At 74.9% G+C, this 26,759-nt stretch carries 17 protein-coding genes and 1 riboswitch; of the genes, 9 read left to right on the top strand and 8 right to left on the bottom strand.

The window, feature by feature from the left end; genetic code table 11:
* Nucleotides 1-24: 24 nt before the first annotated feature.
* Nucleotides 25-960: a hypothetical protein gene (locus CGE01nite_RS09450; protein WP_229747601.1), complete on the bottom strand. Its 936-nt coding sequence runs from the start codon at nucleotides 958-960 to the stop codon at nucleotides 25-27.
* Complete coding sequence (locus CGE01nite_RS09445; RefSeq protein WP_141370511.1) at nucleotides 957-1,445, bottom strand: hypothetical protein; 489 nt, start codon at nucleotides 1,443-1,445, stop codon at nucleotides 957-959. The genes CGE01nite_RS09450 and CGE01nite_RS09445 overlap by 4 nt, the downstream gene beginning before the upstream one ends.
* 582 nt (nucleotides 1,446-2,027) lie before the next feature.
* On the opposite strand from CGE01nite_RS09445, the gene CGE01nite_RS09440 reads away from it, so the two are divergent.
* A complete protein-coding gene (locus tag CGE01nite_RS09440) occupies nucleotides 2,028-3,515 on the top strand; it encodes a phytoene desaturase family protein (protein WP_048344451.1) in 1,488 nt (495 codons plus the stop codon).
* Nucleotides 3,516-3,611: 96 nt separating this feature from the next.
* On the opposite strand, the gene CGE01nite_RS09435 is transcribed toward CGE01nite_RS09440, so the two are convergent.
* Nucleotides 3,612-3,902 (bottom strand): DUF4235 domain-containing protein, encoded by a 291-nt coding sequence (locus tag CGE01nite_RS09435; RefSeq protein WP_048344452.1) that lies wholly within the window; start codon nucleotides 3,900-3,902, stop codon nucleotides 3,612-3,614.
* 184 nt (nucleotides 3,903-4,086) lie between these two features.
* On the opposite strand from CGE01nite_RS09435, the gene CGE01nite_RS09430 reads away from it, so the two are divergent.
* From CGE01nite_RS09430 to CGE01nite_RS09405, 5 genes are all read left to right on the top strand, one after another.
* Complete coding sequence (locus tag CGE01nite_RS09430; RefSeq protein ID WP_141370509.1) at nucleotides 4,087-13,503, top strand: DUF7933 domain-containing protein; 9,417 nt, start codon at nucleotides 4,087-4,089, stop codon at nucleotides 13,501-13,503.
* Nucleotides 13,504-13,574: 71 nt separating this feature from the next.
* Nucleotides 13,575-13,728: riboswitch (TPP riboswitch) on the top strand.
* A gap of 73 nt (nucleotides 13,729-13,801) precedes the next feature.
* Nucleotides 13,802-14,929 (top strand): thiamine ABC transporter substrate-binding protein, encoded by a 1,128-nt coding sequence (locus tag CGE01nite_RS09425; protein ID WP_141370507.1) that lies wholly within the window; start codon nucleotides 13,802-13,804, stop codon nucleotides 14,927-14,929.
* 10 nt (nucleotides 14,930-14,939) lie between these two features.
* Nucleotides 14,940-16,769, top strand: coding sequence for an ABC transporter permease (locus CGE01nite_RS09420; RefSeq protein WP_141370505.1), 1,830 nt, complete (start codon nucleotides 14,940-14,942; stop codon nucleotides 16,767-16,769).
* 185 nt (nucleotides 16,770-16,954) lie between these two features.
* Nucleotides 16,955-17,974 carry an ABC transporter ATP-binding protein gene (locus CGE01nite_RS09410; RefSeq protein ID WP_141370527.1) on the top strand — a complete coding sequence of 340 codons (1,020 nt, stop codon included), beginning with the start codon at nucleotides 16,955-16,957 and terminating at the stop codon, nucleotides 17,972-17,974.
* An 82-nt stretch (nucleotides 17,975-18,056) separates the two neighbouring features.
* Nucleotides 18,057-18,833, top strand: a complete 777-nt coding sequence (locus tag CGE01nite_RS09405) for a hypothetical protein (RefSeq protein WP_255318489.1) — start codon at nucleotides 18,057-18,059, stop codon at nucleotides 18,831-18,833.
* A 157-nt stretch (nucleotides 18,834-18,990) separates the two neighbouring features.
* Here CGE01nite_RS09405 and CGE01nite_RS09400 read toward each other — a convergent pair whose 3' ends face one another.
* Nucleotides 18,991-19,233 (bottom strand): hypothetical protein, encoded by a 243-nt coding sequence (locus tag CGE01nite_RS09400; protein WP_141370504.1) that lies wholly within the window; start codon nucleotides 19,231-19,233, stop codon nucleotides 18,991-18,993.
* Nucleotides 19,234-19,589: 356 nt separating this feature from the next.
* Here CGE01nite_RS09400 and CGE01nite_RS09390 point away from each other — a divergent pair, with 356 nt between their 5' ends.
* Nucleotides 19,590-20,378, top strand: coding sequence for a PadR family transcriptional regulator (locus CGE01nite_RS09390; RefSeq protein WP_048344456.1), 789 nt, complete (start codon nucleotides 19,590-19,592; stop codon nucleotides 20,376-20,378).
* A 78-nt stretch (nucleotides 20,379-20,456) separates the two neighbouring features.
* Here the strand turns inward: CGE01nite_RS09390 and CGE01nite_RS09385 are convergent, their stop codons facing one another.
* Entirely contained in the window at nucleotides 20,457-21,596 is a 1,140-nt protein-coding gene (locus CGE01nite_RS09385) for a GNAT family N-acetyltransferase (RefSeq protein WP_141370501.1), read from the bottom strand.
* Nucleotides 21,597-21,661: 65 nt separating this feature from the next.
* Between CGE01nite_RS09385 and CGE01nite_RS09380 the strand changes: the two genes are divergently transcribed.
* Nucleotides 21,662-22,321, top strand: coding sequence for a hypothetical protein (locus tag CGE01nite_RS09380; protein WP_048344458.1), 660 nt, complete (start codon nucleotides 21,662-21,664; stop codon nucleotides 22,319-22,321).
* A 118-nt stretch (nucleotides 22,322-22,439) separates the two neighbouring features.
* A complete protein-coding gene (locus CGE01nite_RS09375) occupies nucleotides 22,440-23,693 on the top strand; it encodes an Nramp family divalent metal transporter (RefSeq protein WP_048344459.1) in 1,254 nt (417 codons plus the stop codon).
* On the opposite strand, the gene CGE01nite_RS09370 is transcribed toward CGE01nite_RS09375, so the two are convergent.
* The 3 genes from CGE01nite_RS09370 to CGE01nite_RS09360 all read right to left on the bottom strand — a co-directional run bounded on the left by CGE01nite_RS09370 (nucleotide 23,672) and on the right by CGE01nite_RS09360 (nucleotide 26,757).
* Nucleotides 23,672-25,009 (bottom strand): RNA polymerase sigma factor, encoded by a 1,338-nt coding sequence (locus CGE01nite_RS09370; RefSeq protein WP_141370500.1) that lies wholly within the window; start codon nucleotides 25,007-25,009, stop codon nucleotides 23,672-23,674. The two genes, CGE01nite_RS09375 and CGE01nite_RS09370, sit on opposite strands and share 22 nt — an antisense overlap.
* Before the next feature lie 230 nt (nucleotides 25,010-25,239).
* Nucleotides 25,240-26,196: a hypothetical protein gene (locus CGE01nite_RS09365; RefSeq protein ID WP_141370498.1), complete on the bottom strand. Its 957-nt coding sequence runs from the start codon at nucleotides 26,194-26,196 to the stop codon at nucleotides 25,240-25,242.
* 3 nt (nucleotides 26,197-26,199) lie between these two features.
* Complete coding sequence (locus tag CGE01nite_RS09360) at nucleotides 26,200-26,757, bottom strand: RNA polymerase sigma factor (RefSeq protein WP_141370496.1); 558 nt, start codon at nucleotides 26,755-26,757, stop codon at nucleotides 26,200-26,202.
* Nucleotides 26,758-26,759: the final 2 nt, after the last annotated feature.

Genomic DNA, 26,759 nt, shown 5'->3' with positions numbered 1-26,759 from the left:
TGGTGACACGTCCAACTTCAACGATTAACCACGCCCGGAAATGGTGCCAAACCCCCTGAAATCACCCAGACGCCGAGTAGGAGCCAGACTCATCGGCACCGCGACGGCCGCGGCCGTGAGCACCCATGCCGAGTAGTCGAGCCCCAGGAACAGCCAGATGCTCGTGTGCATCACGGCCACGGCGAGGGCGAACGGCGCGCGCGTCCTGCGCCACGCGAGCCACACCGGCGCGGTGAGCTCGAGCAGCAGCGCACCCGTCGCGAGCGCGCCCGCGATCAGCACGTGATCGGCGACCCAGTGCCCGAGCCCGGACGCGGGCGCGTCCCCGCCTTGCCGCAGGATCCAGGACATGTTGTCCGACAGCGCCCACTCGATGCCCGAGTGCCGCAGCTTCTGCACGCCGGTCAGCCAGTAGACGACCGCGAGGACGGCCAGCGCCGCGCGCGGCGGCCACCCGAACGCGACCGTGCGCTCGTCGTCCTGCCCGCGTCGAGGCACGCGTGCGAACAGCAGCACGAACCCCACCCAGACCGTCATGACGTCGTTGTGCATGACCTTGCCCGACGAGCCCCACAGCGCGCACAGCACCGCGTACGCGGTCCACGCGACGACGAACCCGAGCTGCGCACGGCGCCGCGCGACCACCAGCCCGACCCCGCCGACGCCGATCACCGCGAGCGCGACGAGGAAGCGGTCGGGCACGTGCGGGGGGAGCCACGAGACGAACGTGAGCCCGTCGGTGAGCGCCGCGGGCCGCTCGGCGATGGCGCTCCAGTCCCGCGCGACCAGGCGCAGCCCGATCACGAGCGCGACGAGCGTGTGGACCTCGAGGAGCCGGAAGCCCGGACCGGGCGCGGTCAGGCGTGCGTCGATGCCGCGCACGAACCGGGCGACGCGGCCGCCGTCGGCGGGTGCCGGCGTGGTGGTGCCGGTCGGGGTGGGCGCCGGTGTCGTCGTCACAGCGGGACCTCCACGAGCCGGGTCGTGCCGTGCACCTCGCGCTCGCGCGTGACCGGGTCCATGGTCCACGCCGACCGGTCGACGGCGACCGCGACGTAGTCGTCCGGGTCGAGGCCCGCGACGTGCAGCCACGCGACCGCCTCGGCGTGCTGCTGGTGCGCGGACTGGTGGCGCAGGTCGACGAGCTGGTGGCTCGTGGTCGCCAGCACCTGGTCGTCGGGCAGGCGGACCGTCACCTGCGAGCCGTCGGGGCGGATCGCGACGAGGCTCGTGGTCGCGCCGTCGGCGGTGCGCACGGTGCTGAACAGCCGGAACGACGTCACCGGCCACGCCTCGATCTCGGCCGCGGCGCCCAGCAGCACCACACCGAGCGTGCCCCAGGTGACCGCGCGCGCGATCCGCCGCTCACGGCGCCCGTCGACGTCCGCCACCTGCACCGTCCCGTCGTCGGACCGCTCGCCCGACGACGCCCCCGCGTCCCGCATGACTCTCCGTGCCTCCCGACGAGGGACCGCCGCCCCCGACCGGAACTCTGCCAGACCGCCCCCACCCCGCGGACCGCTTCTCACCCCGCGCGAGCCAGCGGTCACTCAGCCCAAGCCGCCCCTTGGCCGGAGCGGCCGCTGTGTCGGCTGGGGGTCGTGAGGCGAGACAGTGGTTGCTCAGGCTGCGCCGGGCTTTGGCCGGAGTGGGCGCTGGGTCGTCGGGGGGTGGGCGAGACAGGGGTTGCTCCGGCCAAGCCGGGTGTGAGCCGGAGTGGGCGCTGGGTCGGCGGGGGTTCGACCGGGGGCGACGGGGGGCGACGGGGGTGGGGCCGGCAGGTGCGGATCGGGGAGCGGTTCCGGTGGACGCGGACGACGAGGGCACGTGGCGGACCGACCACGACCTGCGGCTGTGGGACGTGCCGGTCATCCGGCTGCACGACCGGATGGAGCGCGTGCACTCCGCCCGCTGACCGGTCGGTGCCCTGCAGCCGGTGGTTGGATGGCCGTGGGAGCGACGACGGGCTCGGACGTCGCACGCGGCAGACGCCGGGCGGCGTCAGCAGACACTCAGCGGGAGGCAGCGTGCGCGGGCACGGCGAGGGACACACGGAGGTCGTCGTCGTCGGCGCGGGCCCCAACGGGCTGGCTGCCGCCGTGACCTGCGCGCGCGCCGGCCTCGACGTCACGGTCCTCGAGGCGCAGCCGACGATCGGCGGCGGCGCGCGCACGCTCGACCTGGGCCTGGCCGACGGGGTGGTGCACGACATCTGCTCCGCGGTGCAGGCGATGGCCTGGGCGTCGCCGTTCTTCCGCGGGTTCGACCTGGCTGCGCGGGGGGTCGAGCTGCTGACGCCCGAGATCTCGTACGCCCAGCCGCTGGCGGACGGCCGCGCGGGCCTGGCGTACCGCGACCTGGACCGCACGGTCGAGGGGCTCGGCGCCGACGGGCCGGCGTGGCGCTCGCTCGTCGGGCGGCTCTCGGAGCACTGGCAGGACGTGGTGCGCGTCGCGCTGGGCGACAAGCGCAGCCTGCCGCCCGGGCTGGTGCCGCGCGGCGTCCCGACCGCCGCGGCGTTCGGCCTGGCGGTGCTCGAGCAGGGCACGCGCGCCTGGGACCGCCGCTTCACCGGCGACGTCGCGCCCGCGCTGCTCACGGGCGTCGCGGCGCACGCGATCACGCCGCTGCCGTCGTTCGCGGCCGCGGGCACGGCGCTCCTGCTCGGTTCGCTGGCCCACGCGGGCGAGGGCTGGTCGATCCCGCGCGGCGGCTCGCGCGCCATCACCGACGCGCTGCGCGCCGACCTCGAGGCGCACGGCGGTCGGGTGCTGACCGAGCAGCCGGTGCGGACGGTCGCGGACCTGCCGCACGCGCACGCCTACCTGTTCGACACCACGCCGCGCACGGTGATCGAGGTGCTCGGCGACGAGCTGCCCGCGCGGGCTCGTCGGGCGCTCGGCTCCTTCCGGTACGGCGACGGGGCCGCGAAGGTCGACTTCGTGCTGTCCGGTCCGGTGCCGTGGACCCATCCGGAGATCGCTCGGGCGGGGACCGTGCACGTCGGCGGGACGCGCGCGCAGATGGCCGCCGCGGAGGCGGACGTCGCGGCCGGTCGGCACGCCGAGCGTCCGATGACGCTGGTGAGCGACCCGGTGGTGGTCGACGAGACGCGCGAGTCCGGCGGGCTGCGCCCCCTGTGGTCCTACGCGCACGTGCCCGCGGGGTCGGACGTCGACGTGACCGAGGCCGTCACCGCGCACATCGAGCAGTACGCGCCGGGGTTCCGCGACGTCGTCGTCGCGAGCCGCTGCGTGCCCGCGGCACAGATGGCGCACCACAACCAGAACTACGTCGGCGGAGACATCTCGGCGGGCGCGGTCTCGATCCGGCAGATGTTCGCGCGTCCGACGATGCGCCCCGACCCGTACGCGACGGGGCGCGAGGGCGTGTACCTGTGCTCGTCGTCCACGCCGCCCGGCCCGGGCGTGCACGGGCTGGGCGGGTGGTTCGCGGCGCGCCGCGCGATGCGCGAGGTCTTCGGGATCACGAAGGCGCCGGACCTGCGTCCCTGACGACCGGGCGACGACCGGCCGGCGCGCGCCGACGGGCGCGGGCGCGCGGTCGAGGGCCGGCGAGACCGGCGCCTGACCGGACGCCGCGCGCGCCGGTCAGCGCGTGAGGTCGGGCAGGTTCGGGTCGCTCTTGGCGCGTGCCGCGAACTTGGCCGTGCCGCGCGTCGCGAAGGTCCGGGCGATGGACACCGCGGCGCCGGTCAGCGCGGCGGCGACGACGATCTCGCTGAGCCGGGCGTCGCCCGGGTCCTCGGCCTTGGGGGGCTTGTGACCGCGCGCGGCCTGCCAGGACTGGTTGACGACCTGGGTGGCGACCCAGGCCGCGAGGCCGGCGGCGGCGAGGCCGACGAGCTTCGCGAGCATCGGCGTGGAGGGCTTGTCTGCCATGGACGCCGACGCTACCGCGCACGATCGGGTGAACGCGCGCGGGAGCGACATGAACAAGTGTCCAACTCGTGGGACGCGCGCGCCGCTTTTTGTGACGCTTCGTCGGGAACCGTCCCGGTTCTGGCCGCTGACCTGCAACAACGCGCCTCTACGCTCCCGGAGACTACGTCTCTCGGAGGTCAGCGTGCGCCATCGCACCCCCAGCCGCGGCATCGCGGCGCTCCTGTCCCTGGCACTCGTCCTGGGGCTCGGCGCCGTCGCGACGGTCGCCTCCGGGGTCGTCACCGCGGCGCCCGCGCAGGCGGCGACCGGCACGCTGAGCCTCGGGCACGGCGCGACGCCCGCGAGCGTGCTCGCGGGCGAGGACGCGACGATCGCGCTGCGGGCCGAGCACACGGGCGCGGCGGCGGACATCGCGTACAACCTCACGTTCGTCGCGACCCTGCCTCCCGGTGCGACCTACGTCGCGGGTTCCGCGACGCCCGCGTCGGGCCCAGGCGCGCCCGGCGAGCCCACCGCGCAGCAGGTCGTCCCGAACCCCGCCGACCCGAGCTCGTCGTACTGGGTCCTCGTCTGGTCCAACGTCACCGACCTGCCCGCCGGGGGCGTGGCGTCCCTCGGCTTCGATCTCGACCTGGACGAGGCGCGCTTCCCCGCGGGCAGCACCGTCGTCGTCCCGAGCCGCGTCCTGGGCAGCGCCGACGAGCGCATCGTCCCCAAGGTGACGGTCGCGACGAGCGGAGTCACGCACGTCGCCGACGCGAGCGCGAGCGACACCGCGCAGACGCGCGTCTCGCCGCTCGAGATCACCAAGTCCGAGCCGTCGTCCGAGAGCGAGCTGCTGCGCGGCCTCGAGGACCAGCAGACGGAGTACACGCTCACGGTGCGCGTCGCGCCGTCGGGCCCCGTCAGTGACGTCGTGGTGCGCGACGTGCTGCCCGCCGCGCTGCACTTCCTGGGCTGCGAGTCCGTCAGCGCGCCGGGTGGGTGCGCCACGTTCACGGGCCAGAGCGTGCAGTCCGACGCGTCCGGCGCGCACACCGTGGTGGGGTGGGCGTTCCCGAGCCTGGCCGCCGGGAGCACGACGACCATCCGGTACCGCGCCGCCGCGGGCTACACCGAGCTGAACCCGGGCACCTCGCAGTTCGACGGCCCGTCGCTGCGTCAGCAGCCCACGGGGACGGCCGCGACCAACACGGTCGACGTGACCGGCACCTACCAGGGCGCGGTGGCGTCGGCGGGCGACCGCGCCGCCTCGGCGAGCGCGGAGCACACGGTCCAGGTGCTCGACGTCGCCCTCGCGAAGTCGGCCGACGCCAGCAGCTTCACGGGCGGCAACAGCACGCGCTTCACCCTCGACGTGCGGGTCGGCCAGTACACGGACGCGTCGACGATCGTCGTCACGGACACCCTGCCCGACGGCATGTGCGCCTACCTGCCGATCGGCTTCTCCGTGCCCGCGGGCTGGCCCGCCGACTGCACCGCACTGCCGCGGCGCGCGGTCGTCGGCGCGACGCTCACGAGCGCCGTCATGCACGCCGACGGCACCACGACCCTCACGTTCCAGGTGCCCGACGTGGCGGCGAACGCGACCGCGCAGGTCAGGTACGACGCGTTCATGCGCAGCACGCACGCCGACGGCTCGCCGACCGCGACGGGTGAGACGTTCACGAACTCCGCGTCGCTCACGGCGACGACGACCCCGGTCAGCGGTTCGCCCGAGACCGGCGCGGAGCCGGTCGAGAACGGGTCGTCCGCGTCGGTCTCGTCGAAGGGCCCGACGCTCGTCAAGCAGGTGTGGCCCAACGCGTCCCGATCCGCGATCGCCGGGGCGGCCTCGTGCCCCGCGGTGACGAGCCCCCTGTGGTCGACGAGCGCGCAGCCCGTCGTGCGGCTCGGCGACCTCGTCTGCTTCCAGATCACGCTCGAGGCGGCGACGGGTGTCGCGCTGCGCGACGTCTCGTTGCGCGACTTCGTGCCGGTGGGCACGGAGTTCGTCGACGCGCGCGTCGCCGCGACCTCGTCGGCGTTCACGATCACCCAGACCCCCGGCCAGCCCGCGTGGACCATCGGCGACACGATCGGCTCGGCGCGGTACCTGCCGGCCGCCGGCTCCGCCACGTTCCAGGTGGTCGCGCGCGTCACGGACACCCAGCCGAGCGGCAAGGACATCCTCGGCAACCTCGCGAAGATGCGCTGGCGCGACGCCGACAACCGTGTCGCGGCGCAGCGCACGCAGGTCGACTTCGCGGTCGCCCCGGCGGCGCCGCTCACCCTGGCCAAGACCGTGACGGCCGAGTCCGGCACGTCGGCGAACCAGCGGACGTACGAGGGAGAGGTCGTCACCTACCGCCTGTCGGTGGCGCACGCGGGCACGGCGGCGGACGCGAGCGACCACCCCGTCGACTCCGTCGAGCTGTGGGACGCCCTGCCCACGGGCTTCACGTGCGCGGACGTCGTGACCGCGGGTGTCACGTGCGCCGCCGGCGCGACGACGTCGACCACCGGCCGCTCCGTCCTGCGCGTCACGCTCTCCGGGACCGCGCTCGGCGCGGACTCGCTGCTCACCGCGGGTGAGACGGTCACGTACGACGTGCAGGTGCGCGTGCCGTCGCCGCTGTCGATCTCGTCGTCGCACACCAACAACGCCTCGATCGTCGCCTACACCGTGCCGACGACGGACGGCCGCGCGGGCGCGACGTCGGCGGTCTACCAGCCCAGCGGCTCGCTGGCCGACCCGACCGCACCGAACGCCCCCGCGGCGAACGCGTCGGCGTCCGTCTTCCTGCCCGGCAGCGTCGTCGGCAAGACGATCGACTCGACCTCGGTCACCGAGGCGGGCAACAACGCCGCCACCCAGGCGACCGTCGGCGAGACCGTCACGTACACGTACTCCGCGACGGTGCCGGCCAAGACGACGGTGTTCCGCGGCGCGCTGACCGACACGCTGCCGACCGGCGGTCGGCTCACGGGCCTCACGGTCGTCAGCTCCAGCGTGCCGGGTGCCACGGTCAGCACCTACAGCTCGGGCTCCGGCGGGACGTGCGCGCCACTGGCCGGCGTCGCGTGCCTGGACACGACGACGGGCGCGCTGTCCCTGCCGCCCGTGTACACGAACCCGAGCACGACCGCGTGGACCGTGTCGGTGACGGTCACCGCGCGCGTCGCGAACGCCGCCGGGAACACGCACGGCTCGACGCTGACGAACACCGCCGAGCTCCGCAGCCGGAACACCGCGGCGGCGACCACCGACGTGCTGCGCGGCACCGCGTCGGCTGCGGCCACCGTCGTCCTGCCGACCGTCTCGGTGACGAAGTCGCCGCTCAACGGCTCGGGTGCGCCCGTCGACCCGCTTCCCGTGGGCACCGGGCAGACCATCACCTACCGCCTCACCGCCGCGCAGACCGCGACCAACCGGCCCCCGGCGCACGACACGGTCGTCGTCGACTGCCTGCCCGTGGGGATGACCCCTGTGACGCCGCTGCCCGCTGGCCTGACGTCGGCGGCGGGCACGGGCTCGCCGTGCGCGACCAACCGCACGCAGATCACCTGGGCGGTCGGTGACGTGCTCTCGTCGGGCTCGACCTCGATCGAGTACCAGGCCGTCATCCCGATCGACGCGGGCGGCAGCGCGTCGCTCGTGAACACCGCCACCGTGACCGCCTCGACTCTCGCCGACGGCGCGAACGACGCCACCGCCGAGCGCGTCCTGTCCGCGACGGACACCGGCACGGTGCAGCTCGCGAGCCCCACGGGCACCAAGACGAGCGACGTCAGCTGGGCCGTTCCCGGCCAGGACGTCACGTGGACCCTCGTGGCGAGACTCCCCGCGAACGCGAACTACTACGACGCCGCCGTCATCGACGTCCTGCCGGCGGGGCTCACTCCCGACCTGGCGAGCGCGACGATCACGTGCACCGGGGGTGACACCACCTGGCAGACCACGTGTGCGGGGACGCCGATCACGGGGTCCTCCGGGAGCAGCACACGCCTCGTGTGGCCGTTGGGGGACCTCGCCGCGATCGCCACCGAGCGCACCATCACGATCGAGCTCGCCTCGACGGTGGACCCGGCGGGCGCGCTGGCGGCTGGGAGCAGCGCGCCGAACGCGTTCGGCGTCGGCTGGTTCCAGACCGACGCGACGCGCACGGTGACCAGCACGACGAGCTTCGACCGAGCCCCGACGCTGGGCACCGCCTCCGTCGCCATCCGTGAGCCGCTCGTGACGGTCGCGAAGTCCGTCGACGACGCGACGGTCGAGCCGGGCCAGACCTTCACCTACACGGTCACGGCCTCGGGCTCCACCGCGACGAGCCGCGCGGTCACCGCGCACGCGGTCACGGTCGTCGACACGGTCCCGCAGGGGGTCGTCCCGCTCACCGCCTCGAACGTGCCCGCGGTCGACGGCGACACCGTCGGCGGGGGGACGTGGGACGCGAGCGCCCGGACCGTCACGTGGACCGCCCCGACGCTCGCGAGCGGCGCGTCGGTGACCTACACCTTCCCGGCGCGGCTCGCGCCCGCTGACTCGCTGACCGGTGCGGCGCTGACGAACTCGGCGCGCGCCACGTCGTGGTCGTCGCTCGCGACGGACGGACGCACGTACGGGCCGACCGTCGCCGCGACCGCCGGCGTCACGCCGCAGTTCCCGCGCGTCAACGCGACCAAGTCGCAGACGACCGCGAACCCGGTGGTCGTCGACCAGGAGGTCTCCTACGCCGTCACCCTGACGAACGCCGGGACCGCGCCCGCGGAGTCGGTCGAGGTGACCGACACCCTGCCCACCGGCTGGCAGTACGTCGCGGACAGCGCGACGATCCAGGTCGGCGCGGGCACCGCGGTCGACCTGGACGACCCGACGGGCACGAGCACGCTCGTCTGGTCGAACGTGCTGCCGACCGGCACGCGCCTCGCGGCGAGCGGCACGGCCACGCTGCGCTACCGGGCGACCCCGACGTCGGCCGCGGCCTCGTCGTCGGGCTCGGCCGTGGCGCACACCAACACCGTCGCGGTCACGCACGTGACCGATGCCGTGGGTGGCGACTCGTACGACGACGGTGACGGCACGTACCTCGGCACCGGCGGCTCGGCGACGGCGCGCCTGCACGCCGCGGACCTGTCCGTCACGAAGACCGCCTCGACGTGGGTCGCGGGCACCTCGACGAACACGTGGACCGTCACCGTCAGGAACAACGGGCCCGACCCGGCGGTCGGCGTCGTCGTGCACGACGCGATGGGGCCCCTGCCGACGGGCGTCACGTTCGTCTCGATCGCGGGCACCGGCGCGACGTGCGTCGCAGCGCCCGGGTCGACCGCCACGTCCCCGGCGCAGGACTGCACGCTCAGCGCGCCCCTGGCCTCGGGCGCGTCGGTGACCCTGACGGTGACGACGAGCGTCACGTCCGGCGTCGCGTCCGGCACCACCGCGTCGAACACGGCGACCGTGACCGCGGCGACCTACGACCCCGACCCGAGCAACGACTCCGCCACCAGCACGGCCACCGTCACGACGGTCGCCGACCTCGAGCTGGTCAAGACCGGTCCGTCGTCCGTCGACGCGGGCGCACTCGCCACGTGGGTCGTCACCGTGACCAACCGCGGCCCGTCGGTCTCGCGCGCCTCGCTCGCGACGCCCATCGTGGTGAGTGACGCCCTGCCCGCGGGCGTGAGCGTCACGAGCGTCGTCCCGAGCGGCGCGAGCTGCACCGCGCCGAGCGGCGGGACGCTGACCTGCACGCGCACGAGCGACCTCGCGAGCGGGGCGTCGTTCTCCGTCGAGGTCACGGGCCGCGTCTCGGCGTCGCTGGTGGCCGCCGACGGTCCGCTCGTCAACCAGGCCGAGGTCACCCCCGTGACCGGCCAGGGCGCGGACACGTACGACGACGAGGACTCGACGAGCACCGCGATCACGCACGCCGAGAGCCTCACGATCACCAAGACGATCGTCGGCGACCTGGTCGCCGGGTCGACCGGGACGTACGCGATCACGGTGAGCAACGCGGGACCGTCCGTCGCGCGTGGCGTCGTCGTGACCGACGACCTGCCCACCGGCCTGACCTACGCCGGGGGTGTCGACTCCGACGACGACTGGACCTGCACCGGGACCACGTCGGTGACGTGCGAGCTCGGCGACGTGCTCGGCGTGGGCGCCGCGGCGGCCTCGACCTTCACGTTCGACGTGTCGATCGCCTCGGGTCGCACCGGCGCGATCCTCAACGAGGCCGTCGTCGGTTCCGACTGGCTGGACGACCAGGACACCGACGACGTGTCCACGGGCGCCACGGTGCACGCCGACCTGGGCCTGGCCAAGACGCACCCGGACCCGACGGTCAGCGCGGGGACCGGCACGACGTTCACGCTCACCGTGACCAACCACGGCCCGTCGGACGCACCGGGCCCGATCGTCGTGACCGACGACGTCCCGGCCGGGCTGCCGCTGGACGGCGCCCCGACGCCCGACGGCGGCACGTGCACCGTCGGGACGACGAAGCCGTCGGGCGCCCAGCCGGTGACGTGCACCCTGACCGGCGGGCTGGCGAAGAACGGCACGTGGGAGATCGAGATCCCCGTGCTCGTGCCGGCGACCGCCGCTGCCGCGACGATCACCAACACCGCCACGGTCGCGGGACCCCCGACGCTCGACGAGGGCGCGGACACGCACAGCAACACCGCGAGCGACGACGTCGTGATCGTGCGCGAGGCCGACCTGTCGATCACGAAGACGGCCTCGGCCGCCACCGTCGTCGCGGGTGACGCGACGGGCGTGACGTACACGCTCGTCGTCGAGAACGCGGGACCCTCGGTCGCCGCCGCGACGACCGTGGTCGACACGCTCCCTGCGGGACTCGCGCCCGTCTCGGGGTCGTGGGCCGACGGCACCTGCACGATCACCGGGCAGGAGGTCCGCTGCGTGCTGGGTGACCTGCTCGAGTCCGACGGTCCGGTGACGATCTCGGTCGTCGCCCGGGTGCGCTCGGGCGTCGCGGACGGCGTGACGATCACCAACACCGCGACCGCGTCCTCCACGACGCCCGACGTCGACGGCTCCGGCCCGACGACGGACTCGGACGACGCCACGATCACGGTGGACACCGAGGCGACGCTGTCGATCGTCAAGACCGCCGAGGCCGCGACCGTCCGGGCCGGCGAGACCGCCGCGTTCGGGCTCGTCGTGACGAACGACGGCCCGTCCGACGTGCTCGGCCCGGTGACGGTCACGGACACGCTGCCCGCCGGCCTGACGTTCGACTCGTCGTCGACCACCGGGTCTCCCGCGTGGGTCTGCGACGACGACGACCAGGAGGTCACCTGCACGCTCGGCGACGGGACCGTCGGCCTCGCGGCGCACGCCGACGCCCCGACGCTGCGGATCGTGGCGGTCGTGTCCGCGGCGGCCGACCCGGGCACGGTGACGAACTCGGCGATCGCGTCCTCGCCGCTGTCGGGCGACTCCGACCCGGACACGGCCGACGTCGAGATCACGACGTCCGCCGACCTGGGCCTGACCAAGACGCACACGGGCACGGCCGTCGCCGGTGAGCCGTTCGCGTGGACCCTGACCGTGACCAACGGCGGCCCGTCGGACTCGCGGGCCACCGCGGCCGACCCGATCGTCGTGCGGGACACGCTGCCCGTGGGCGTCGTGCTCGACGACTCCGACCCGATCACCGGGGGCGGCTTCACGTGCGTCGCCGGCACGCCGGTGGCCGTGGGGACGGCGACGCACGAGGTGGTCGAGTGCACGCGTCCGACGACGCTGGCCGCGCTCGCGACGGCCTCGGTCACCGTCCCCGTGCTCCTCGACGCCGACCTCGACGGCACCGTGACGAACCGCGCCGTCGTGACCCCCGGCCTGACGGGCCAGCCCGCCGACGCCACGCTCGACGACGTCGCGACGGACGACGTGACCGTGACCGGCGTCGCCGACCTCGGCCTCGTCAAGGAGCTCGTCACGGACCCGGCGGACGTCGTCGCGGGCCAGACGATCACCTGGCGCGTGGCCGTCACCAACCACGGGCCGTCCACGTCCCGTGCGGACGCCACCGCACCGATCGTCGTGGTCGACGAGCTCCCGGCTGACGTGCGGGACGCCACCGCGTCCGGCCCCGGCTGGGCGTGCACGACCGACGACGGCACCGTGACGTGCGAGCGCGACAGCGACCTCCCGGTCGGCCCGGCGCCGGACCTCACGGTCACGGCGACCGTCCGCAGCAGCGCGACCGGTGACCTGGTCAACGTCGCGACCGTCCAGCCCGGCCGCACGCCGCAGGCCGCGCCGGGCGGGGGAGGCGGCGGGGCCGGGGGCACGGGCTCCGAGCCGGACACCGATGACGCGACGGTGACGCCCGGCGCGTCCGCCGACCTCGCGCTCGTCAAGAGCGTCGTGACCGCACCGGTCGCGGGCGCCACGGGCGTCTACCGCCTGCAGGTGACGAACCTCGGCCCGTCGGACGCGCGGGACGTCGTGGTGACCGACACGCTGCCGACCGGCCTGACGTTCGGGCGGTTGCTCGACTCGTCGTCGGGCGCGTGGCAGTGCTCGGGCACGACGCTCGTCGAGTGCGAGCTCGACGGTCCCCTGCCGTCCGGCGCGCTCGTGCACCTCGACCTCGAGGTCGTCGCCGACGCGTCGCTCACCGGGGACGTGGTCAACACCGCGACCGTGACGTCCTCGACGCCCGACCCGAGTCCTGCGGACAACACCGACTCGGTCTCGGCCGAGCTGGGGACGCACGCCGACCTGTCCGTCGTGAAGACGCACAGCGGTGAGGGACGCGTGGGCGGCACCCTGACGTACCACCTCGCGGTGTCGAACGCGGGTCCGTCGGCCGCGGCCGACGTGACCGTGCTCGACCAGGTGCCCGCGTCACTGCGGGTCACGGGCGTGCGGGCGGACGACTCCGTGTGGCGCTGCGTGGTGGGTGACCTCGCCGCGGACGGCACCCCCGTGCTGTGCACGACCGACTCGCTCGCGCCGGGCGTCACGGCACCTACGATCGACATCGACGTGCTGGTCGGGGCGGCTGCGTTCCCGGGCGTCGTCAACGTGGTCGAGGTGCACTCCTCGACGCCGGGTGCCGACGGGATCTCGCTGGCGACCGACGACGACGCGCTCGAGCTCGCCGCGCTCGTCGACCTGCGACTGACCAAGACGTTCGACGGGGACGTGCTGCAGGTCGGCTCGTCGGGCACCTACGTGCTCACCGTGACGAACGCCGGCCCGACCCCGGACCCCGGCCCGGTCACGGTCACGGACGTCCTGCCCGCGGGTCTGACGTTCGACACCGCGCGTGGCGCGGCGTGCGCTGCCGACGGTCAGAAGGTCACCTGCACGCTCGACGGCCTCGACGTGGGTGAGTCGCTCGACATCCGGCTGAGCGTGCTGGTGTCCTCGGCCGCCGTCGGCACCGTCACCAACACCGCGTCGGTCACGAGCGCGGCGGACGACTCCGACCCGGAGAACAACACCGGTTCGGTGACGGTGCCGGTCCACGCGAAGCCGCTCGCGGTGACCGGGACCGAGGCCGGGCTGCTCGCGCTGCTCGCCGTGCTCCTGCTGCTGGGCGGCGGCGCCGCGGTGGTGCTCGCACGACGACGCTGACCTCCGGGCCGGAGGCAGGCCGCCCCGCCTGCCTCCGGCCCGGGGCACCGCCGCGCGCGGGTACGATCGACGACGAACGACAGGGGAGCGTCAGGCCGAGGTCCCCGCGCCGAGCCCAGGGCTCGACGAGGATCCGCGGCCGGGACGCTGAGAGTGCGGGACCAACCGCAGACCCTCGAACCTGATCCGGGTGATACCGGCGTAGGGAGTCGGGAATCTCAGCTCCGTGGTCGTCGTCGACCGCGGGTCGGCGTCGCCCCGGGGCACCCCTCCTGCAGACCAAGGAGGAGCATCACCCATGGCGGGACCCACCTCGCACCGGCGCCGCACGCGCGCCCTGACCCTCAGCACCGCCCTCGGCACGGCCCTCGCGCTCGCCCTCACGGGCTGCTCCCTGACGAGCAGCGACGAGCCGAAGCCCGCGACCGACGCCACGGCCTCGCCCGACGCGGGCGCGACCACCGGCGGCACCGTCACCCTCGTCACGCACGCCTCGTTCGTGCTGTCCGACGGCCTGCTCGAGTCGTTCACCGACGAGACGGGGATCGACGTCGAGGTCGTGCAGCCCGGGGACGCGGGCGCGCTGGTCAACCAGCTCGTGCTGACCAAGGACGCGCCGCTCGGCGACGCCGTGTTCGGCATCGACAACTCGTTCGCGTCGCGCGCGATCACCGAGGGCGTCCTCGCGCCGTACACCGCGCGCGGCGACGCGGCGGCCGACGCCGCGGGCTTCGCGGTCGAGGGGGACGACGACGGCGCGCTCACGGCGATCGACTTCGGCGACGTGTGCCTCAACGTCGACACGTCGTGGTTCGCCGAGCACGAGCTCGCCGCCCCGACCTCGCTCGACGACCTGACGAAGCCGGAGTACAAGGACCTGCTCGTCGTGCCCAACGCGGTCACGTCGTCGCCCGGGTTCGCGTTCCTGCTCGCCACGGTCGGCGCGAAGGGCGCCGCGTGGCCCGAGTACTGGACCGCGCTGAAGGCCAACGGGCTCAAGGTCGCCGACGGTTGGTCGGACGCGTACTTCACCGACTTCTCCGGCGGTGGCGGCCAGGGCCCGCGCCCGGTCGTGCTCTCGTACGCGAGCTCGCCGCCCTCGACCGTGCCGGAGGGCGGCACCGAGCCGACCACCGCGGCGCTCCTCGACACGTGCTTCCGTCAGGTCGAGTACGCCGGCGTGCTCGCGGGCGCGCAGAACCCGACCGGTGCCCAGGCCCTGATCGACTTTCTGCTGTCCGACGAGGTCCAGGCCGACATCCCGGGTTCGATGTACATGTACCCGGTGAGCTCGGCGGTCGAGCTGCCCGACGAGTGGACGCGCTTCGCGCCGCTCGCCGAGAACCCGTTCGAGGTCGCGCCCGCCGAGATCGCGGCCAACCGCGACCTGTGGCTCACGACGTGGTCGGACACCGTGATCGGCTGACCGGGCTGACATGACCTCGACCCGCGCGACCTCCGTCGCCTCGACCCGACGCGTACCCCGCGGGGGCGCGCCGCTCGGCGTGCCCGGGGGCCCGTCGGGTCACAGCCCGTCGGGTCATGGCTCGTCGAGTCGTGGCGCCGGGCGCGGCGGTCGGCTGGGGCGGGGCGCGGCGTGGACGGTCGCGGTCGTCGTGCCGCTCGCGTTCCTCGTCGCGTTCTTCGCCTACCCGGTCGCGGTCATGGTGGGTCGGGGGTTCGTCGTCGACGGGCATCTCGACCTGTCGGGGTTCGCCGACGTGTTCTCGCGACCCCGCACGTGGCGGATCGTCGGGCAGACGCTCGCGCAGGCCGGGGTCGCGACCGTCCTGGCGGTGCTGCTCGGCGTGCCCGGCGCGTACGTGCTGTACCGGCACCGGTTCGCGGGGCGCGGCGTGGTTCGGGCGCTCGTGACGGTGCCGTTCGTGCTGCCCACGGTCGTGGTCGGCGTCGCGTTCCGGTCGCTGCTCGTCGAGGGCGGCCCGCTCGGCTTCCTGCACCTCGACGGGACGTTCGCGGCGATCGTCGCCGCGCTCGTGTTCTTCAACTACTCGGTCGTGGTGCGCAGCGTCGGCGGGCTGTGGGAGCGGCTCGACCCGCGCGCCGAGCAGGCGGCCCGCGCGCTCGGCGCGACCCCCTGGCGCGCGCTGCGCACCGTCACGCTCCCGGCGCTCGCGCCCGCGATCGTCTCCGCCGCGTCGCTGGTCTTCCTGTTCAGCGCGACCGCGTTCGGCACGGTGCTGGTGCTCGGTGGCCTGCGGTTCGGCACGATCGAGACCGAGATCTGGGTGCAGACCACGCAGTTCCTCGACCTGCGGGCCGCGTCGGTGCTGTCGGTCGTCCAGCTCGTCGTCGTCGCCGGTGCGCTGCTGGTCGCGGGCCGCGCGCGCGGGCGTCGTGAGCAGGCGCTGACCCTGGCCGAGCCCGACCTCGTGGTGCGCCCGCTGCGGCTGCGGCGCCGCGCCGGTGAGCCGCGCGACGACGGCCTCGCGCTGGTCCGCGGCGCGACGGCGGTCACCGCGCTCGTCGTCGTGCTGCTCGCGCTCCCGCTCGTCAACCTCGTCGTGCGCTCGCTGCGCGTGGGGGACGGCTGGGGGCTCGACCACTACGTCGCCCTGTCCACCGTGAGCGGCGGCGTGACCGTGTCGGTGTGGCAGGCCGCGGCGACCTCGCTGCGGACGGCCGTCGACGCGACGGTCCTCGCGCTCGTCGTCGGCGGGCTCGTCGCGCTCGTGGTGTCCCGGCGGCCGCGTCGGCCGGTCGCGCGGCGCGCGATCTCCGGCCTCGACGCGCTGTTCATGCTCCCGCTCGGCGTGTCCGCCGTGACCGTCGGGTTCGGGTTCCTGCTGTCCATGCACGAGCCGTTCGGCCTCGACCTCGACCTGCGCCGCTCGCCGCTCCTCGTGCCCGTCGCGCAGGCGGTCGTCGCCGTGCCGCTCGTGGTGCGTACCGTGCTGCCGGTGCTGCGCGCGATCGACCCGCGCCTGCGCGAGGCCGCCGCGACGCTCGGTGCCGCACCGGGGCGCGTGCTGCGCACCGTCGACGGTGCGCTCGCGCTGCGCGCCGGCGGGCTCGCGGTGGGGTTCGCGTTCGCGGCGTCGCTGGGCGAGTTCGGCGCGACGTCGTTCCTCGCGCGGCCCGACTCGCCCACGCTGCCCGTGGTGATCTTCCGGCTCATCGGACGCCCGGGAGCGGACTCGTACGGCCGGGCGCTCGCGGCGTCCGTGGTGCTCGCGGTGCTGACCGCGACCGTGGTGGCGCTGTGCGAGCGGCTGCGTCGCACGGGCGAAGGAGGCGAGTGGTGACGACGAGCGGGACGACACCGGGCACGACGACACCGGGCACGACGACACCGAGCACGACGACATCGGGCACGACGACATCGGGCACGACGAGCACGCGCGCAGGAGCGCCGGCGCCCCCGACGACGAGCGAGCCCGGCGGTGACGCGGCGCACGCGGCGGGCGAGGTCGGTCGGGCGGGTCTCGGAGTGCGGGACGTCGTGGTCCGGTACCCCGCGTCGCGTCGCGGTGCCGCCCCGACGACCGCCGTGGACGGGGTCAGCCTGGACGTGGCGCGCGGCGAGGTGCTCGCGCTGCTCGGGCCGTCGGGCTGCGGCAAGTCGTCGCTGCTGCGCGCGGTCGCGGGCCTGGAGCCGTTGGCCGGCGGCGACCTCACGTGGGACGGCGGATCGGTCGTCGACGTGCCGGTGCACCGCCGCGACTTCGGCCTGATGTTCCAGGACGGCCAGCTGTTCACGCACCGCGACGTCGCGGGCAACATCGCCTACGGCCTGGCCGGCCGGCCGCGCGGTCAGGTCGCCGCGCGCGTCGAGCACCTGCTCGAGCTCGTCGGGCTGCCCGGCGCCGGGGGCCGAGCCGTCGCGACGCTGTCCGGCGGTGAGCGGCAGCGCGTCGCGCTCGCGCGGGCACTGGCCCCCGCGCCCCGCCTGCTGCTGCTCGACGAGCCGCTCTCGGCCCTCGACCGCTCGCTGCGCGAGCGCCTCGCGCTGGACCTGCGCACCGCGCTGCTGGCCACGGGCACGACCGCGCTGTTCGTCACGCACGACCAGGACGAGGCGTTCGTCGTCGCCGACCGCGTCGCCGTCATGGCCTCCGGGCGGCTGCTGCAGCTCGGGACGCCCGCGGACCTGTGGCGCGCGCCGGCCGACGAGCAGGTCGCGCGGTTCCTCGGGTACGAGGCGTTCGTCGTCGCGCGCGAGGCTCCTGCGGCCCTGCGCGACGCCGTGCGCGCCCCCGCGGACGCGACGCTCGCCCTCCCGCCGGGCGCGCTCGTCGGGCCCGGCGCGTCCGCCGGGGACGCGACGCTGACGGGCATGGTGCTCGCCGTGCGCACGCGCCGGGGCAGCCCGACGCTGCACGTCGCGGTCCCCGGGATCGGCGAGGTCACCGTCGCGACGCCCGCCGTCGGCGTGCTCGACCTGCCCGCCGCGGGGGACGAGGTGCGGCTGCGCGTCGTGCGGGAGGCGGTCGTCGTCCTCGGCCGCTGACCGACCCGACGCCGGAGGTGCGCCCGACCTTGTCGCGGGCTAGCGTCCAAGCAAGGAGCACGTCGCCGAGGTCGTCAGGCAGGTGAGGCTCGTGTTGGCCCTCGATCGTCGCGAGATCGTGTCGCTCGAGATCCCGGTGGGACTCGCAAGCGTCTGGGAGCACCTGCGTGAGCCCACGCTCGTGCGTCGCTGGTACGGCTGGGACCGGCCCGGCATCGACGACGAGACGCACGCGTTCACCGACATCCCGACCGAGCGCCGCGAGGTCGACCACGACGCGACGACCCACACGCTCACCTGGCCGAACCACGACGTCCTGGCGGTGACCGCCGCCGCGCACCAGCCGCACCTCACGCGGCTGCGCATCACCCGGCGCAGCCACGAGGCGTTGCCCGTGCGGTTCGACGGCAACATGGACGAGGTCGACGAGGACTGGATCGCGAACGCGCACCAGCTGCAGTTCGCGCTCGCCAAGCAGCTCGGGCGGGACCGGCGGACGCTGAGCGTCGTCGACCTCGACGCGGGCACGCGCCGGGACCGCCTGCTCGACCGCGTCGGGATGCACGGCGTGCACGGGGTGCCCGTGGGCGGGCACCTGGAGGCGCGTCGCCCGGACGGCTCGATGCTCGGCGGCAAGGTGATCTACAAGTCCGACCACCAGTTCGGCATCGACCTGCACGCGGTCACCGACGCGCTGCTGGTGGTGCGCGAGGCGCCGATCGGGTCCCACCCGCCGCACGGCACCGTGACCGCGGTCCTGTCGGTGTACGGCGTCGACTCCGCGACGTTCGACGACGTCGCGGCGCGCTGGTCGATGTGGTGGCAGGCCGCCGGAGTCCCCGCCGCCGCCTTCCGCTGACGCACCCACGCAGCCCGCGAGCCGCGGACCGCCCGCGAGCCGCGGACCGCCCGCGAACCGCGGACCGCCCGCGAGACAGGGTTTGCTCCGGGGATGGCGCCGGATGGCCGGAGTGGGCGCTGGGTCGCGGGTGGGTGTCGCGGGGTGGGGTGTCCGGTCACCTGTCGGTGGGCGCGCGGGTGGGGATGAGCAGGTACGTCAGGACGTAGCCGACGACGAGAGCGACGTGGGCCACCCGCCCCGCGTGCGACTGCCAGGCGACGACGCCCAGACCGATGAACGCGACCACGACGCCCGCGGTCATGAGCAGGAGGCGGCGGTCGTCGCGCCGACGCATCCGGCCGACCTGCCACGCGGCGAGCGCGCCGACGACCGCTGCGACGAGCGCGAGCAGGAGCACGGGTCCACCTCCGGCGCGGGACTCTACCGGCCCCGCCCCCCGCAAACCCGAGCCGGTGCGCTGCGCTCCCGCCCCCGCTCCCTCTCCGCCCCGCTCCCTCTCCGCCCCTCCCCGCTCCCCGCCCCCTCCCCGCCCCCGCCCCCTCCCCCTCCCCGCTCCCCTCCCCGCGAGCCAGGGGTTGCTCAGGGAAAGGGGGCGGATAGCCGGAGCAGACGCTGGGTCGCGGGTTGATGGGTGTGGGTGTGGGGCGCGGCGCAGTCCGGCAGGGCGTGGCAGAGGGGTTGTCTGCGATGTATCAACGATATATCGTTACGTCGTCGTCGATGTCCGACGACCCAGATGCCAGGAGGCACCCCATGCGAGAGCACGACGACTCCGGGTGCGGGAGGCGCGACCAGCGCCCCGACCCGATCGAGAACCTCACCGGCCGCGAGCGCGGCCAACGCCGTCGGCGTCCCGAGCGCGGCCCCTGGGCGGCCGGCTGGGACGGGCCCGAGCGTGCCCGACGTGGCCCCGGCGGACCCGGTGGACCTGGTGGCCCGGGCTTCGGGCCGCGTGGCCCGTGGGGCGACGGTCCTCGCGGACCGCGCGGGTTCGGCCCGCCCTGGGGCTTCGGTGGCCCCGAGGGTCACCGCGGCCGTGGCCGCCGGGCCGGGCGCGGGGACACCCGCGCCGCGATCCTGCTGCTGCTCGCCGAGCAGCCGATGCACGGCTATCAGCTCATCCAGGAGATCGACGAGCGCACGCAGGGGCGGTGGCGGCCGAGCCCGGGCGCGATCTACCCCGCGCTCTCGGCGCTCGAGGACGAGGGCCTCGTCGCGATCGTGAGCGAGTCGGGCCGCAAGCTCGCGACGCTCACCGAGGCCGGCGGCACCTACGTCACCGAGCACGTCGGCGACCTGGGCGACCCGTGGCAGGCCTCGTCGGACGACGATGCCGAGCACCCCGGCCGTGCGCTGCACCACGCGGTCGGCGCGCTCGCGGGCGCGGCCGAGCAGGTCGCCCGGACCGGGACGGCCGCCCAGGTCGCGCGGGCCGTCGCCGCGATCGACGCGGCCCGCCGCGACCTGTACCGCCTGCTGGCCGACGAGCCGACGGACCCCCCGACCTCGGCGGACCAGCCCGCCACCGACCCGCAGCCCTGACCGGCGCGCGCGACGACGAGCGTCCGCCGACCGTGAGACCCGCTGGCTCGCGCCGACGCAGAGCGCTGACGCGCGCCGTCAGGGTGTCGTCTGTCCGTGGGCCGTGCCGAGCTTGAGCTGCCACTCGCCGGAGCACCCGGCGGGTCGGAAGCCCAGGTCGACGTTGATCGCGAGCATGTGCCCGTTCTCCTCGGCGTTCCACGTGTCGATGCGCCGGGCGTCGGGCCGCGCGGCGGCCAGGCGCTGCAGGTTCGTCGCCTTGAGCAGCATGCCGAGCCGGTGCCCGCGGTGCGCCGCGGCCACGAGCGTGTCCTCCTGGTGCACGAGGTCGCGCACCGGGGGGACCTCCATGAGCGTCGTGTACCCGACGAGCGCGCCGGACGGGACGTGCTGCGCGACGGTCGTCCAGCTCTGGATGCCGCGCTTGACGTGCTCGTCGTCGTGGTGGCGCACGCGCGCGGCGTCCCACTGGTCCTGCTCGTACTCGAGCCCGCCCATCGGCGGTGCGTCGCTCATCTCGGTGTAGAGCGCGGCCATCGCCTCGACCCACTCGTCAGGGACCGGGCCGTCCCAGCTGACCGTGCGGTAGTCGTCGCCCGCGGCCAGGGCGGCGCGCGCCCGCTGCTCCTCGACGACGGCGGGGTCGAGCGGCAGCGGCAGCACCGAACGCCGCGCGACCTGCTCGAGGTCCCAGCCGCGCTGGGTCAGGAACCGTACGCCGGCCTCGTCGAGCGGGACCCGCCCCGAACCCGTGGGTGCGGTGAGGGACTCCGGGCCCTCGGGCGGCTCGGCGCGGTGGTCGGTCTCCGCCATGAGCGTGGTGCGGCCGTTCTCGCGCGCGAGGGCGAGGCACGCGTCGAGGATCGTCGAGCCGACGCCGCGTCCGCGGTGGGCGGGCCGGACCGTGGCGCCGACGTACGCCCAGGTCAGGTTGTCCTGCTGCGGGAGCACCACGACGCCCGTGCCGAGCACGGCCTCCAGCGGGATCTCGTCGTCGGGGACGTCGGCGTGCTCGTCGTCGAGCGCGACCAGGCGGACGAACGTCTCGTACGGCTTCTCGCGCATCGCCTCGAGCATCTCGGCGGGCTCGCGCCGGTAGTCGTCGGTGCCCCAGACGGAGCGCGACACGTCGTTGCACGCGTCGACGTACGCGCGCAGCAGTGCGGCCGCCGGCTCCGTCGCCGTGGCCGTCACGGGTACCTCTCGGACGGTGGTCATGGACGTCAGCGTGCGCCCGGGTGGGTCCTGCGCGCCACGCAATTGCGGACGCCTACGCTCGGGGCATGAACTGGCTCGAGGTCATCGGCTGGACCGGCTCCGTGCTGGTCGTCGTCTCGCTCATGCAGGCCCGCGTGCTGCGCTTCCGGGTGATGAACCTGGCGGGTGCGGCGATCGCCACCGCGTACAACATCGCGATCGACGTGTGGCCGTTCGCCGCCATGAACGCGGCGATCACGATCATCGACGTCTACTGGCTCGTGCGCCTGCTGCGCGAGCGGCACGACGAGGCCGCGTACGAGGTCGTCGAGGTCGCCCCCGACGATGCCTACCTGGGCCGGGTCCTGGCGGTGCACGCGTCCGACATGGCGAAGTTCGAGCCCGGGCGTGGCGCCGTGGCCGCGGGTCCCGGCGGGGTCGCGGGCGGGGCGCCCGACGAGGCGTCGGCCGCCTTCCTCGTCGTGCGGGGCGACGAGACCGTCGGCGTGGTGCAGGTGCGCGACGAGGGCGCCGGCACGGCGCGCGTGCTCATGGACTACGTGACGCCGCGGTTCCGGGACTTCACGCCCGGGGAGTTCGTGTACCGCCGCTCCGGGGTGTTCCGCGAGCGCGGGTTCGAGCGTCTGGTCGTCGACCCCGTCCCGGCGAACCGGGACTACTTCCGGAGCGTGGGCTTCGCGCCCACCACCGACGGCACCTGGGTCCGCGAGGTCGCCGCGGCCTGACGCGGTCGGGCCGGCGGCACGCCACGACGAGAGGGCGCCGAGTCGCAGGAAGACCCTCCCTCCGTCGTCGTCCCGGCGTAGAGTTCGGATCACCGAACTTCTGATGGAGGATGACCGAATGACGCAGGCTCCCGCGGCGGCGCGCACCACGCTGCGGCGACCGGCCCGCCGCCCCCGCGGCCCGCTGCTGCTCGGGCCGGCGTTCGTCGCCGCGATCGCCTACGTCGACCCGGGGAACGTCGCCGCGAACCTCACCGCCGGGGCGCGCTACGGGTACCTGCTGCTCTGGGTGCTCGTCGCCGCCAACGCCATGGCCGTGCTGGTGCAGTACCAGTCGGCCAAGCTCGGGCTGGTCACCGGCCGGTCGCTGCCCGACGTCCTGGGGGACCGCCTGCGCCGCGGGCCGCGGCTCGCGTTCTGGGCGCAGGCCGAGCTCGTCGCCGCCGCGACCGACATCGCCGAGGTCGTCGGCGGGGCCATCGCGCTGCACCTGCTGTTCGGCGTGCCGCTGTGGCTCGGCGGCGTGATCGTCGGGCTGGTCTCGCTCGCGCTGCTCGGCACGCAGGACCGGTTCGGCCAGCGCCGGTTCGAGCACGTGATCGTCGCGCTGCTGGCCGTCATCACCGTCGGGTTCCTCGCGGGGCTCGTCGTGAGCCCGCCCGATGCGCGCGGCGTGCTGTCCGGGCTGGTCCCGCGGTTCGAGGGCAGCGACTCCGTGCTGCTCGCCGCATCGATGCTCGGCGCGACCGTCATGCCGCACGCGATCTACGTGCACTCCGCGCTCGCGCGCGACCGCCACGGGTACGCCGAAGCCGGGCCGTGGCGCGACCGCCTGCTGCGCGCGACACGCTGGGACGTGGGGCTCGCGCTCGTCGTCGCCGGCCTGGTCAACATCGGCCTGCTGCTGCTCGCGGCCTCGGGCCTGCGCGGGGTGCCGGGCACGGACTCGATCGAGGGCGCGCACGCCGCGATCACCGACGCGCTGGGCCCGGTCGTCGGCGTCGCGTTCGCGATCGGGCTGCTCGCCTCGGGGCTCGCGTCGACGTCGGTCGGCTCGTACGCCGGCGCGACGATCATGGCCGGGCTGCTGCACAAGCGGATCCCGATCCTGGCGCGCCGCTCCGCGACCATCGTCCCCGCGGTGCTGCTGCTCGCGTGGGGCGCGGACCCGACGTGGACGCTCGTCGTGTCGCAGGTCGTGCTGAGCTTCGGCATCCCGTTCGCGATGATCCCGCTGGTCAGGCTCACGCGCTCGCGCGAGGTCATGGGCGAGGCGCGGACGCGCACGCGCCTGCACGTCGTGCTCGTCGCGGTCGTCGCGCTGGTCGTCGCGCTCAACGGCGCGCTGCTCTACCTGCTGCTCGCCGGCTGACCCGAGCCTGCGTCCGGTGTGCTGTCGGCGCGGGGAGTGCCGTTCTCGGCGTCGGCGCCGACGAGTGCGGCGCGGCGCGAGCGCAGGTGCCGGAGCTCGGCGGGGCTCGTCGCCATCGCGATCGCGCGGTCGTACGCGCGGACCGCGTCGTCGACCTCGCCCGCGCGCGCCAGCAGCTCGGCGCGCACCGACGGCACGCGGTGGTGGTGCGGCAGCGCGTCGTCCAGACCCTCGAGCAGGGCGAGGCCCGCGCTCGGCCGCTCGGCCTCGGCGAGCGCGACCGCGCGCGCGAGGCGCACGACCGGCGAACCCGTCACCAGCTCGAGCTGCAGGTACAGGTCCGCGATCACCGGCCAGCGCGTCGCATCCGGCGTCGGGGCGGTCGCGTGCTCGGCGGCGACCATCGCCTGCAGCCGGTACTCGGTCGTGAGCCGGGAGTCCGTGCGCTCCGGGAGCGACTCGAGCAGCGCGACACCCTGGGCGATCTCGTCGTGGTGCCAGCGGGCCCGGTCCTGGTCCGGCAGCAGGACGAGGTCGCCCGCGTCGTCGAGGCGCGCGTCGCGGCGCGAGTGCTGCAGCAGCATGAGCGCGAGCAGCGCACGGACCACGGCTTGGCCCGGGAGCAGCTCGTCGAGCGTGCGGGCGAGCCGGATCGCCTCGTTCCCCAGGTCGACGCGCAGCCCGTCCGCGCCGGGCTGGTAGGCGGAGGTGAACATCAGGTACACGACCGTGGCCACCACGTCGAGGCGGTCCGCGAGTGCCTCCGGAGCGGGCGTCTCGAACGGGATGTCGGACGACGCGAGCCGCTTCTTCGCGCGCGTGATCCGCGCCGCCATCGTCGTCTCCTGCACGAGCTGCAGCCGCGCGATCTCGCTCGTCGGCAGGCCGACGACGAACCGCAACGTCAGCGCGACGCGGTCGTCGGCCGCGATCGCGGGGTGACAGCACGCGAACACGAGACGCAGCTGCTCGTCCGCGACGTGCCCGCCCGGGTCGACGGCGACCGCTGCGGCGGCCAGCGCGCGCATCTCGTCGTCGACGGCCATCAGGGGCTCCTTGCGTCGGTGCACGGCCTCGCTGCGGAGGCGGTCGAGCACGCGTCGGCGCGCGGCGGTGAGCAGCCACGCGCCCGGGTTGGTGGGCACGCCCGACGAGCGCCACGTGCGGGCTGCGGCCTCGAACGCGTCGGCGGCGGCGTCCTCCGCGAGGTCGGGGCGGCGGTACTGCGCGACGAGCAGCGCGACCACGCGCGACCAGCTCGACCGCCACGCCTCGTCGAGCGCCGCGCGGACCGGGTCGTCGTGCTCGTCGGTCATGCCGGGCTCGTCGTCGGGCCGTCCATCCCACGTCCTTCCCTCGTCGGTCTCACTCTGCCCGCACCGGTGGCGGCCGTCGAGGGGATGACGCGCGCGGCCGACGCCACTCGACAGGTCGACGCCCGACAGGTCGACACCCGACAGGTCGGCGCGCCGAGGCGCGGCGCCCTCTCAGGACGCCGCGCCTCAGTGCCGGGCAGTGCTGCCCGGTCGGCTGCTCGGTCGGCTGCTCAGTCGCCGGAGCCTGGAGTCCCCTCGCCGACCGACTCCTCGGGCGACTCGTCGGAGGTCGGGGCGCCCTCGGCTGCCTCGTCGAGCGTGAGCTCGAGCGTCCCGGTGTCGATCTCGGGGGACTGCCCGACCGTGCCGTCGGCGAGCGTCGGCACGACCTGCGCGACGAGCTCCTGCGTCGGCCACCACGCGGCCCACACCCCGCCCGCGACGCTCGCCTGCACGACGCTGCCGTCGCTGAGGTGCACGTCGACGGACGTCACATCCGCCCCGACGCGCCCGATGCCGTACCCCCACGGCTCGTCGGAGCCGACCCCCTCGATCCCACCCGTGGCGTAGGTCGCCCCGTCGGCCGTGGGCGTCGCGTCCGGCCCCACGACACCGACGCTCAGCTGGGTGTCGGGCGCCGTCTCGGCGGTGCCGGGGTTCTGGGCACCGACGTCCCACGACGTGACCGCGTCGCCTCCGGCCCCGGACAGCACCATCGACACCCGCGTGCGCGGTCCGATCAGGCACGACTGCAGCCCGGCCCCGGAGCTGAGCACGGTGAACGTCGTCTCGCCGCGGCGGTCGGCGAGGACCGCCTTCGCGTCGGCGAGGTTCGTCGGAGCGTCCGGCCCGGTGCCCGCGACACCGGTGCGCAGCGCCAGGCACTGCTCACCGGCGGCCGCGGTGTCGGCCGCGTCGAGCTGCGCGGGCACCGCCGTCCAGCCCGCGAACGCGGCCGTGTCCGTCGGGTTGGGGAGCACGAGCGTGACGACCGCAGCGGCCGCAGCGGCAGCGCCGACGAGGCCGAGCCGCGCCGCGCCCCTGCGGCGGCGCGGCGCGAGGTCGACGACGGTCGTCGGGGCGGTGCCCGCGTCGATGCGGGCGTGCAGCAGGTCGTGAGCGGCGGCGAGGCCGTCGGGGTCGATCGTGCGGTCGGGCCGCAGGTCCGTGAGGTTCAGCGGGGCCATCGGTCAGCCTTCCTGGGAGACGAGGGTCAGGGCGGCGCGCGCCTCGGGTGCGCCGGGCTCGGCGGCGACCGCCGCGTCGAGCCGTCGGCGCGCACGGTGCAGACGCACCTTGAACGCGGTGGTCGAGCAGCCGGCCACGGCGGCCGCCTGCGCGGGCAGCAACCCGTCCCACGCGACGAGCAGGAGGGCCTCCCGCTCGATCGGGGTCAGGGCCGCCAGGGCTCGCAGCAACGCGTCGCGTTCGAGGACGACCTCGTCCGGTGCGGACGAGTCAGGGGCCACGACGGCGTGCAGGCGAGCGAGCTCGTCTGACAGCACGCGAGCGCGGTGGCGCGAACGGTGGTGGGACGCGACGGTGTTGCGGGCGACGACGAGCAGCCAGGGCAGCGGCTCGCCGGGGACGTCGACCAGCCGACGCCACGCGACCAGGAACGTCTCGGCGACGATCTCGGGCGCCTCGTCGCGGGCGACGTGACGCAGCGCGTAGGCCTGGATCCGCGGCGCGTACCGGTCCCACAGCTCGGAGAACCGCTGCGCGTCGCTCGGCTGGTCTGTGCTCACAC

This window comes from Cellulomonas gelida (assembly GCF_006538725.1).
GTDB lineage: Bacteria > Actinomycetota > Actinomycetes > Actinomycetales > Cellulomonadaceae > Cellulomonas > Cellulomonas gelida.
Note: the sequence above shows the minus strand (reverse complement) of the source record. Positions and strands in the feature narration are given on the sequence as shown.